Annotated in this window: 8 protein-coding genes; 3 read left to right on the top strand and 5 right to left on the bottom strand. The window is 72.5% G+C overall.

Annotated elements, in window-relative coordinates; all coding sequences use genetic code 11:
- The coding region (locus DKT68_RS26090; RefSeq protein WP_109820025.1) for a hypothetical protein at positions 1–1,268 on the bottom strand (1,268 nt) is incomplete at its 3' end.
- Between the two features lie 50 nt (positions 1,269–1,318).
- On the bottom strand, positions 1,319–2,773 hold the full coding sequence (gene hflX / locus DKT68_RS26085; protein ID WP_109820023.1) for a GTPase HflX: 1,455 nt from the start codon (positions 2,771–2,773) through the stop codon (positions 1,319–1,321).
- A 184-nt stretch (positions 2,774–2,957) separates the two neighbouring features.
- Between hflX and DKT68_RS26080 the strand changes: the two genes are divergently transcribed.
- Positions 2,958–4,424: an NAD-dependent malic enzyme gene (locus DKT68_RS26080; RefSeq protein WP_109820022.1), complete on the top strand. Its 1,467-nt coding sequence runs from the start codon at positions 2,958–2,960 to the stop codon at positions 4,422–4,424.
- A 24-nt stretch (positions 4,425–4,448) separates the two neighbouring features.
- Here DKT68_RS26080 and dapF read toward each other — a convergent pair whose 3' ends face one another.
- Genes dapF through DKT68_RS26065 form a run of 3 tightly spaced genes read right to left on the bottom strand, consistent with a single transcriptional unit; the run spans position 4,449 to position 6,947 of the window.
- Complete coding sequence (gene dapF / locus DKT68_RS26075) at positions 4,449–5,294, bottom strand: diaminopimelate epimerase (RefSeq protein WP_109820021.1); 846 nt, start codon at positions 5,292–5,294, stop codon at positions 4,449–4,451.
- A gap of 7 nt (positions 5,295–5,301) precedes the next feature.
- Positions 5,302–6,234 (bottom strand): tRNA (adenosine(37)-N6)-dimethylallyltransferase MiaA, encoded by a 933-nt coding sequence (gene miaA / locus DKT68_RS26070; RefSeq protein ID WP_236647074.1) that lies wholly within the window; start codon positions 6,232–6,234, stop codon positions 5,302–5,304.
- Positions 6,231–6,947 carry a class III extradiol dioxygenase subunit B-like domain-containing protein gene (locus tag DKT68_RS26065; RefSeq protein ID WP_109820020.1) on the bottom strand — a complete coding sequence of 239 codons (717 nt, stop codon included), beginning with the start codon at positions 6,945–6,947 and terminating at the stop codon, positions 6,231–6,233. The genes miaA and DKT68_RS26065 overlap by 4 nt, the downstream gene beginning before the upstream one ends.
- A gap of 201 nt (positions 6,948–7,148) precedes the next feature.
- Between DKT68_RS26065 and DKT68_RS26060 the strand changes: the two genes are divergently transcribed.
- Together DKT68_RS26060 and DKT68_RS26055 are read left to right on the top strand one after the other, a co-directional pair.
- Entirely contained in the window at positions 7,149–8,357 is a 1,209-nt protein-coding gene (locus DKT68_RS26060) for a DUF349 domain-containing protein (RefSeq protein ID WP_109820019.1), read from the top strand.
- Between the two features lie 535 nt (positions 8,358–8,892).
- Positions 8,893–10,473 (top strand): cellulase family glycosylhydrolase, encoded by a 1,581-nt coding sequence (locus tag DKT68_RS26055; RefSeq protein WP_109820018.1) that lies wholly within the window; start codon positions 8,893–8,895, stop codon positions 10,471–10,473.
- Positions 10,474–10,626: the final 153 nt, after the last annotated feature.

Genomic DNA, 10,626 nt, shown 5'->3' with positions numbered 1-10,626 from the left:
CCGCCGTAGACCGCCCCGCCCGCCGGCGCGCCGCCACCGTAGACGCCGCCCGCGCGGTCACCGCCCGGAAAACCGTCGTCGGCACGGCCGCCACCCGGACCGATCGGCTCGCCGTCCGGGTCCGACCGGTCGGACGCGTCGGCGGCCGGAGGCCGGCGACGGGCCCGCACGATGCCGAAGATGCCGGCGCCGACCAGCAGCAGGCCAAGCACCCCGACCGCGCCGACCAGGTACGTGATGTCGTCGAGGCTCAGCCCGTCCATCCACGACTGCGAGGCGGCCGCCTTGGGGGCGCCGGCGCCGTCCGTCAGCGGCCGGGCCGTCGAGTTGGACGGCGTGTAGCTGAGGATGTCCACCGGGTCTTCCTCACTGAACTGACCGCCGTCGGACACGGTAAGGAAGGTCTTGCCGTCCGAGGTGTAGCTGATCGCCTCACCGAACGGGTCGGTGAGCGGTGTGACCCGGGGCTTGCCGGTGGTGAGCGCGCCGACGATGTCGCCGCCGGCCACGTCGTACTCGAAGGCGTCCGCGTACGTCCGCAGGACCACCCGCGCGCCGTCCGGCGAGCGTGCCGCGCCGGTGATCGCGACCCGGCCGAACGTGTTGAGCGGGTTCTCGGTATCCGTCTGGGGCAGCGCGATGTCGCCCACCTTGCGCATCGGCACCGGGTCGGTGTCGCCGTTCTTCAGCGCCGCAGCCGGGGTGAAGATCTCGGCCTTTCCGCTGGTCACCTTCGTGATGATCAGCGGTTTGCCGTCGTTGCCGATGAGCAGCGCCTCGGCGTCGTGCGGCTTGCCCTCGGGGTAGGAGAGCCGGTGCAGCACCGGCTGCTTGGCGCCGGTGACCGGCATCGACCAGAGCGCGACCCGCTTACGGCGTTCCTTGGAGGTGGCGTTGTCGCCGGTGTCCGCGATCCAGAGGGTCGCGCCGTTCGGAGAGAGAGCGAGGTCCTCGGTGTCGAACGGGCCCTGCCCCGAGTACTGGACCGGATCCTTCGAGATCTTGCACTTGGTGTCCAGAAAGAAGACCCGCTTGCGTGCCGCGATCTCGGTGCTGTCGTTGATGACGATGTAGCCGCTCTTGGTCGCCACCAGCCCGGACAGCTCCCGCAGCCGCTCGTCGGCGACCGTGCAGCGCTTCTTGCCGGGAGTCGCGGCGGGCGCTTCGGACGATGCGGGGGCCGGAGCGGCGACAGCGGCTCCGGCGGGCGCCACGGTTGCCCCGAGCAGGCCGAGGGCAACCGTGACCGAGGAAACAACGCGGCGCATTCGGCCAGTGTCGCATGCCACGCGTTTCCGATGGATGACGCCGGGGCCGCTCAGCGCCGGCTGCCGGCCGCCTGACCCTGCCGCTCGACGTCGAACGGCGCCAGCTCGGCAGCGAGCTCCTCGCTGACCCGGACGTGCAGCAGGGTGCCCTCCGGCAGGTGCGACGTGCTGAGCACCTCGCCGGTGCGGTGCACCCGGGCGACCAGGTCGCCCCGGTCGTACGGCAGGACCGCCCGGACCTCCACGGCCGGCTGGGGCAGCCGCTCCTCGATCGCCTGACGCAGGCCGTCGACGCCGCGCCCGGTGTGGGCGGAGACGAAGATCGCGTCCGGCCAGAGCCGCTTGAGCCGCAGCAACGTGTCCTCGTCGGCCGTGTCGGTCTTGTTGACCACCAGCAGCTCCGGGAGCCGGTCGGCGCCCACCTCGGCGAGCACCTCGTGGACCGCCCGGACCTGCTCCTCCGGATCCGGGTGGGTGCCGTCGACGACGTGCACCACCAGATCCGCCTCGGCGACCTCCTCCAGCGTCGAGCGGAACGCCTCGACGATCTGGTGCGGCAGGTGCCGGACGAAGCCGACCGTGTCCGACAGGGTGTAGAGGCGCCCGTCGGAGGCGGTGGCCTTCCGGGTGGTCGGGTCCAACGTCGCGAAGAGCGCGTTCTCCACCAGAACGCCCGCGCCGGTCAGCGCGTTGAGCAGGCTGGACTTGCCGGCGTTGGTGTAGCCAGCGATGGCCACGGCGGGAACGGAGTTGCGGTTGCGTCGGGCCCGCTTGGTGACGCGTACCGTCCGCATGCTCTTGATCTCGCGGCGCAGCCGGGAGATGCGGTGGCGGATGCGCCGCCGGTCGGTCTCCAGCTTCGTCTCACCCGGACCACGCACACCCACGCCGCCGCCGGCGCCACCGCCGCGACCGCTACCACCGGTCTGGCGGGAGAGCGTCTCACCCCAACCACGCAGCCGGGGCAGCAGGTACTCCAGCTGGGCCAGCTCGACCTGAGCCTTACCTTCCTTGCTCTTGGCGTGCTGGGCGAAGATGTCGAGGATCAGCGCCGTCCGGTCGACCACCTTGACCTTGGTGCGCTGCTCCAGGTTGCGGAGCTGCGACGGGGACAGCTCACCGTCACAGATCACCGTGTCGGCGCCGGTGGAGAGCACCACCGCACCGAGGTCGTCGACCTTGCCGCGACCGATGTAGGTGGCCGGGTCGGGCCGCGTACGGCGCTGGATCAGCCCGTCGAGCACCTGCGAACCGGCGGTCTCGGCGAGCGCGGCCAGCTCGGTCAGCGAGTTCTCCGCGTCGGTCACCGTGCCCTCGGTCCAGACGCCCACCAGGACGACCCGCTCCAGCCGCAGCTGCCGGTATTCCACCTCGGTGACGTCGGTGAGCTCGGTGGAGAGGCCCGGAACGCGTCGTAGCGACTGCCGCTCCGACAGCTCCATCTCGCCGGTGGTGACGTCGTCGAGCTCGTCCTCAACGGGGCCGAAGCTCTCCTGGTCTCGCAAGCGGTTCTCCTGTCCGTTTTGATAAGTAGAAAGTAATCCTGACATGACGCAACGCTGAGCGCACCTGCTATATGCCCGTGCCGAACGTCGCCAAGAGCGGGGGCGAATACCGGTGGACCTCGGCAACCCGGTAGAAATGCTGGGCGGCGGCCGATCGGCCGCACAGCCGTGACGGAGGGATCCCGTGGCCATCACCCGACTGCCGAGCGCCGGATTTTCGATCACCATCCGGATCGCCGTGACCGCGGACGCCTCCTCGATCGGCCGGCTCACCACCTCCGTCGGCGAGGCCGGCGCGATCGTCACCGCGCTCGACGTGGTCGACTCGGACCCCACCCACGTGATCGTCGACCTGACCTGTGACACCGCCGACGCCGGCCACGCCGACCAGGTCGTCGACGCGCTGACCGCGCTGGACGGCGTGGACGTGCGCAAGGTGTCGGACCGGACGTTCCTGCTGCACCTGGGCGGCAAGATCGAGGTGACCTCGAAGGTCGCGCTGCGCAACCGCGACGAGCTGTCCCGGGCGTACACCCCGGGGGTGGCCCGGGTCTGCATGGCCATCGCCGAAAACCCGGCGGACGCCCGCCGCCTGACCATCAAGCGCAACACCGTCGCGGTGGTCAGCGACGGCTCGGCGGTGCTCGGCCTGGGCAACCTGGGCCCGGCCGCGTCGCTGCCGGTGATGGAGGGCAAGGCGGCGCTGTTCAAGCGCTTCGGCGGCGTCGACGCCTGGCCGGTGGTCCTGGACACCCAGGACACCGACGAGATCGTGGCCATCGTCAAGGCGATCGCGCCGGCCTACGGCGGGATCAACCTGGAGGACATCGCCGCGCCGCGCTGCTTCGAGATCGAGGCCCGGCTGCGCGAGCTGCTGGACATCCCGGTCTTCCACGACGATCAGCACGGCACCGCGATCTGCGTGCTGGCGGCGCTGACCAACGCGCTGCGGGTCGTGGGCAAGCAGCTCAGGGACGTCCGGGTGGTCGTCTCCGGCGCTGGCGCGGCCGGCACCGCGATCATGAAGCTGCTGCTGCGCCAGGGCGTGGGCGACATCATCGCGTACGACCGGCAGGGCGCCCTGCACCGCGGGCTGACCGGGCTCAACTCGGCATGGCAGTGGCTGGCGGACAACACCAACAAGGACAACTACGCCGGCGACCTGCCGGGCGCGATCCGGGGCGCGGACGTTTTCATCGGGGTCAGCGCGCCGAACCTGCTCACCGGCGACGACATCGCCCAGATGGCCAAGGACTCGATCGTCTTCGCGCTGGCCAACCCCGATCCGGAGGTCGACCCGCGGGAGGCGCGCAAGCACGCCGCTGTGGTCGCCACCGGCCGCTCGGACCAGCCGAACCAGATCAACAACGTGCTGGCCTTCCCCGGGGTGTTCCGCGGCATGCTCGACGCGCACGCCGAGGAGTTCACCGAGGAGATGGCGATCGCCGCGGCACGGGCCATCGCCGACGTGGTCGGTGAGGAAAAGATCAACCCGACGGTGATCGTGCCCAGCGTCTTCGACCCCCGGGTCGCCCCGGCGGTCGCCGCCGCCGTACGCGCTGCCGCCCACAACCCCAGCCCGCTGCCGGCGTCCGACCCGGGCCCCGCCGACCTGCCGGAGATCGCGGCCAACGCCAGCGCCACCCCCTGAGGGCGCCCACGCCGTCGATCCGGGTCAGGGCCGGAGGGCCGTGGGGGCCACCTCGCCGGTGGCGACGAGGACGGCGGGGCCGGCCAGCCAGCAGGAGCTGTCGGTGACCGTCACCGTGAGGCGGCCACCGGGGACGTCCACCGCCACCGTGCCGGTGTCGCGGGCGGCGTCGTGCAGCGCTACGGCGGCCACCGCGCAGGCGCCGGTGCCGCAGGAGAGCGTCTCCGCGCTGCCCCGCTCGTACACCCGCATCAGGGTGTGCTCGTCGGCGCCGTCCACCGGCTCACCGGGCGCGGTGAACTCGACATTGACCCCGGCGGGGAAGAGCGCGGCGTCGAACTCGGGGGCGCGGGTCAGGTCGAGACCGGACAGCTCCAAGCCGGCCGGCAGGGCGCAGACCAGGTGGGGGTTGCCGACGTCCACCGCCGCGCCGGTCAGGGTCAGCCCGCCCAGGGTCGCCGTCGAGGCGTCGTACACCCGGGGGCGTTGCATCTCCACGGCGACGACGTCGCCCTCGACCCGCGCGCGCACCAGACCGGCCCGGGTGGCCACCGGCAGCGCGACGCCGGCCGGCGTGGCCAGATCGGCCTCCAGCAGGTAGCGGACGAAGACGCGGGCGCCGTTGCCGCACATCTCGGCGAACGAGCCGTCGGCGTTCCAGTAGTCCATGAACCACTCGGCCTCGCCGGCCAGGTCCGCGCCGTCGGCGTGCTTGGCGGCCCGGACGACCCGCAGCACCCCGTCACCACCGATCCCGCGCCGCCGGTCGCAGAGCGCGGCGACCAACTCGGCGGTCAGCTCGAGCTGATTGTCCGGATCCGGGAGGATGACGAAGTCGTTGCCGGTGCCGTGGCCCTTGATGAACTGCACGCCCCCATCATCGCGCAGCGGCGGGCACCAGGCGCACGGCGGCCTCGATCACGTCGGCGGCGGTGGAGTCCAGCCAGTGGATGCGCGGGTCACGCCGGAACCAGGAGCGCTGCCGGCGGACGAACCGCCGAGTGGCCCGGACCGTCTCGTCGTGCGCCTCGGTCTCGGTCAGCTCGCCGTCGAGGAAGCGCAGCACCTGCTGGTAGCCGAGCGCCCGGCTGGCCGTCCGCCCCTCCGGCAGACCCCGGCCGACCAGCTCACGGGTCTCGGCCACCAGACCGTCGGCCCACATCCGGTCGACCCGGAGCGCGATCCGCTCGTCGAGCAGCGCGGTGTCCAGGTCGACACCGACCTGCACGGAGGGGTAGTACGGGGTCGGCTCGGGCAGCGACGCGGCGAACGGCGCACCGGTCAGCTCGATCACCTCCAGCGCGCGCACGATTCGCCGGCCGTTGCCCGGCAGGATGCTCTCCGCGGCGCCCGGATCGGCGGCCCGTAGCCGCGCGTACAGCGGGGCCGGCCCGACCTCGGCCAGCTCCCGCTCCAGCCGCTCACGCAGCGCCGGGTCGGTGCCCGGGAACTCGAAGCGCTCCAGCACCGCCCGCACGTACAGCCCCGAGCCGCCCACCAGCAGCGGCACCCGGCCGCGGGACAGGATGTCGTCCACCGCCGCGCGGGCCAACCGCTGGTACTCCGCCACGCTGGCCGGCTCGGTGACGTCCCAGATGTCCAGCAGGTGGTGGGGCACCCCGTCCCGCTCGGCGGGCGTCAGCTTGGCGGTGCCGATGTCCATGCCCCGGTAGAGCTGCATCGAGTCGGCGTTGACCACCTCACCGTCGAGCGCGTGCGCCAGCGCGATGCTCAACGCCGACTTGCCCGCCGCGGTCGGGCCCACCACCGCGACGACCGTGCCCACCGGGCGTCCCTCGTCGCCGGTCACACGCGCTCCCAGGACGCCACGAAGTAGGCGACGCCGAAGGGGGCCGCGTCGTACAGCAGCTCGCCACGCCACCCACCGCCGGCCGACCGGGCCGCGCCGGCCAGCACCTGCCAGGGCGCCCGGCCGGCGGCCTTCAGCTCCGCGGACAGACCCGGGTCGAGGTCGAGCAGGGCGTCCACGTCCGCCTCGGCCAGGGCCGTCGCGACCCGCTCGTCGTACGGGAGGGCGCGCGGGTCGTCGTACCCCGGGGACTTCTCCCCCCGGCAGGCCGACCCGTCCCCGAGCACGAGCAGCCCCACCCGGGCGGTCCCGGCGCCGACCACGTCGGCGAGCGCGGCCAGCTCGGCCGGGCCGGCGTCGGCGGCCACCTGCACGGCGCCCACCCGCGGCGGCACGCCGTGCCGGGCCAGCAGCCACGCGCCGATGGTCAGGCTCAACGGCAGCACCGCGCCCCGATCCGGCTGGTCGGGGGTGAGCGGCACGTCCAGGTCGACACCCCAGGGCTGCAGGGTGCCGGTGGCCGGGGGCAGGATCGGACCGGTCGTCGGCCCGGCGCCGACCAGCACCACGGTGTCGGGGCTCGCGGCCAACAGCCCGCGAACGGCGCGGTCACACGCCGCCCGCAGGTCGGCCAGCTCCGGCGCGGCGGCACCGGCCACCTCGGGCACGAGCAGGGGCGGATGCGGACAGACGGCGGCGGCGACCAGTGGCACCCGTTCACCGTATCCGGAATCCCCGGTGCGTCTCCGCGCCGATCCGGTCAATCGGGCGCTAGGACACCGTATGGTCACGGTCGGCGATAGGCGCTCGACGTGGACCGGGTTGGACCTGTGACAATGCCGGAAGCAACTTGGCTGCGCCGTGGCGGCGACGGGGGACTGTTCCCTCGACGCCGGGAGAACGAGGATGGGCACATGAGCGACTGGACTGCCTTCGGACGGGTGGACGCGGACGGCACCGTGTACGTCAAGACCGCCGAGGGCGAGCGGGTTGTCGGATCCTGGCAGGCGGGAGCACCGGAGGAGGGCCTCGCGCACTTCGCACGCCGCTTCGCCGACCTGGTGACCGAGGTGGACCTGACCGAAGCACGGCTCAACTCGGGTGCGGCGGACGCCGGGCACTCGCTGAGCACGATCCGGCGGATCCGCGCCACGCTCCCCGAGGCCCACGTGGTCGGCGACATCGACGCGCTCGCCGCGCGGCTGGACAAGCTGGCCACCCTCGCCGAGGAGAAGGCCGGCGAGGCGCGCGCCGCCCGGGACGCCGCGCGCGGCGAGGCCCTGGCCCGCAAGACCGCGCTGGTCGAGGAGGCCGAGAAGCTCGCCGCCGAGTCCACCGGTTGGAAGACCGCCGGCGACCGGCTCAAGGAGATCCTCGACGAGTGGAAGACCATCCGCGGGGTCGACAAGAAGACCGACGGTGAGCTGTGGAAGCGGTTCGCCGCCGCCCGGGACGGCTTCACCCGGCGCCGTGGCGCCCACTTCGCCTCCCTCGACGCCCAGCGCAAGCAGGCGCAGACGGCCAAGGAGGAACTGGTCGCCGAGGCGGAGAAGCTCCAGGAATCCACCGACTGGGCGGCCACCGCCAACCAGCTCAAGGACCTGATGACCCAGTGGAAGGCCGCGCCGCGCGCCTCCAAGGAGGCCGAGCAGAAGCTCTGGGAACGGTTCCGGGCCGCGCAGGACGGCTTCTTCAGCCGGCGCAGCGAGGTCTTCTCCGCTCGGGACAACGAGCAGCGCGCCAACCTGGAGCGCAAGCAGGCCCTGCTGGCCGAGGCCGAGGCACTGGACATCGACGCTGACCCGAAGGGCGCCCAGGCCAAGCTGCGGGAGATCCAGGCCCAGTGGCACGAGGCCGGCCGGGTGCCCCGGGAGGCGGCCGCCGGGCTGGAGCGCCGGCTGCGGGTCATCGACGACAAGGTCCGCGAGGTGATGGACTCGGCGTGGCGCCGCACCACCAAGGAGGACAACCCGCTGCTCGCCCAGATGCGGTCGCAGGTGGCGGAGGCGGAGGACCGGCTGGCCCGGGCGCAGAGCGCCGGGGACGCCCGCCGGATCAAGGAGGCCGAGCAGGCCCTCGCCGCCAAGCGGCAGTTCCTCCAGCTCGCCGAGCAGGCCGGCTGATCTGACACGTTCGTGGAGCCCTCGGTCCCCTGACAGGACCGAGGGCTCCCGCATGTCCGCGCCCCGCGCCCCGCGCCCCGCCCGGCGGCCGGCGGCCGGCGGCCGGCGGCCGGCGCCCATGATCGTGCTCGATCCACGAAGTAGTGGCATCCGGAACGGAGCGAGACCACTACAACCAGGATCGAGCACGATCATGCGGGTTGCGCGCGCCGCGAGCAGGGTGGCGCGGCATGAGGGCACGGGCAGCACGGGCAGCGAGGGAAGCACGGGCAGCGAGGGCGGGCTGCCGGGGATCGGTTGACGCATCGACCTGGGCTGATGAGAATGAGCGGCAGAGCCAGGTTGGGCCACCGGCACGAGGGCGACGACGGCGAGACACTGCCGTCGGGGAGCGCCGGTGAGCTTCGCGAGTGTCCGCGTCCGCGTGACATGGACCGTCGCGCAGTGTCCGCGTACCCCATGGGGACCGTGACGTGCGGACGGCCGCCTGCCCGCGCCGCGTCAGCCGGCGTCGGGCCTCCGAAGTGGAGCTCGCATGTTCCGTCCCACCGCTCTCGGCGGCGCGCTGACCGCGCTCGCCACCGCCGCGGCCGGCGTGTTGCTCGCCGCCGTCGTCACCACCAGCCCGGCCGCGGCCGCCGCTGGCACCGGCACGGGTTACCTGCACACCAGCGGCAACCAGATCGTGGACAGCACCGGCGCCACGGTCCGGCTGACCGGCATCAACTGGTTCGGCATGGAGACCGACAACAAGACCTTCCACGGGCTCTGGTCGAGCAACCCGTGGCGGGGGCAGCTCGACACCATGGCACGGCTGGGCTACAACACGCTGCGTGTGCCGTACTCGAACGACGCCCTGACGCCGGGCGCGACCGCCACCGGAATCAACGACTTCGTGAACCCGGACCTGGTCGGGCTCTCACCGTTGCAGATCCTGGACAAGGTGATCGGGTACGCCGGCAGCAAGGGGATGCGCGTCATCCTGGACCGGCACCGGCCGACCTCGGCGGGGCAGTCGCCGCTCTGGTACACGTCGACGGTCTCCGAGGCGACCTGGATCAACGACTGGACGATGCTCGCCCAGCGGTACGCGGGCAACCCCACCGTGATCGGCGCGGACCTGCACAACGAGCCGCACGCCGAGGGCACCAACCCGGCGGCGACCGGCGCGTGCTGGGGCTGCGGCGACCCGGCACGGGACTGGCGGCTCGCCGCGGAGCGGGCCGGCAACGCGATCCTCGGCGTCCAGCCCAACTGGCTGATCTTCGTGGAGGGGGTCAGCTGCCCCAGCGGCGGCCTCTCCAACGTCTGGGACAACGACCCGAGCAACGACGAGGACTGCGGGTGGTGGGGCGGCAACCTGTCGAAGGCCGGCCAGTTCCCGGTGCGGCTGAACGTGGCGAACCGGCTGGTCTACTCGCCGCACGAGTACGCCACCTCGGTCTACCGCCAGAGCTGGTTCGACGCCCCGGACTACCGGGCGAACATGCCAGCCATCTGGGACAGGTACTGGGGTTACCTGTACAAGCAGAACGTCGCCCCGATCATGATGGGTGAGTTCGGCAGCACCCTGGCCGACCCGAAGGACCGGGTGTGGCTGGAGAAGCTGATGGCCTACACCGGCACCGGGGTCACCGGGATGTCCTTCACCTACTGGTCGTGGAACCCCAACTCGGGGGACACCGGCGGCATCGCCCTGGACGACTGGACCAGCATCAACACCACCAAGCAGGCGATCCTCCAGCCGTACCTGATCGCCCCGACAGGTGGCGGGAGCACCGGCCCGGACCCGACCACGCCGGCGCCGACCGGCGGCTGCACCGCCAGCTACCGGCAGGTCAACGCCTGGCAGGGCGGCTTCCAGGGTGAGCTGACGGTGACGAACACCGGTTCCGCCGCGGTGAACCCCTGGTCGGTGACCTGGGGCTGGCCGGCCGGGGTGACCCTGTCCAGCGGTTGGAACGCCACCGTCACCCAGTCCGGCACGACGGTCACCGCCGCCGCACCGAACCACGCCCCGTCCCTGCCGGCGGGCGGGTCGGTCACGGTGGGCTTCACCGCCAACGGCAGCGCCACCCCACCCACCACGACAAAACTCAACGCGACGGCCTGCTGACCCACGCCGGCCCGCCGGCACCTGCGTCCGGCGCCGCCCGCGTCGATCCAGGGAAATCGCTGCTGGTGGATCTCCATCCACAGCGATCTTCCCTGAATCGGCGGCGGGGAAGGTCAGAGGACGGCGCAGCCGTTCGTGGCAGGGGTGGGGGTC

Source organism: Micromonospora acroterricola (assembly GCF_003172955.1).
In the GTDB taxonomy this organism is placed as follows: domain Bacteria; phylum Actinomycetota; class Actinomycetes; order Mycobacteriales; family Micromonosporaceae; genus Micromonospora; species Micromonospora acroterricola.
This window is presented reverse-complemented; position numbering and strand designations above follow the sequence as displayed.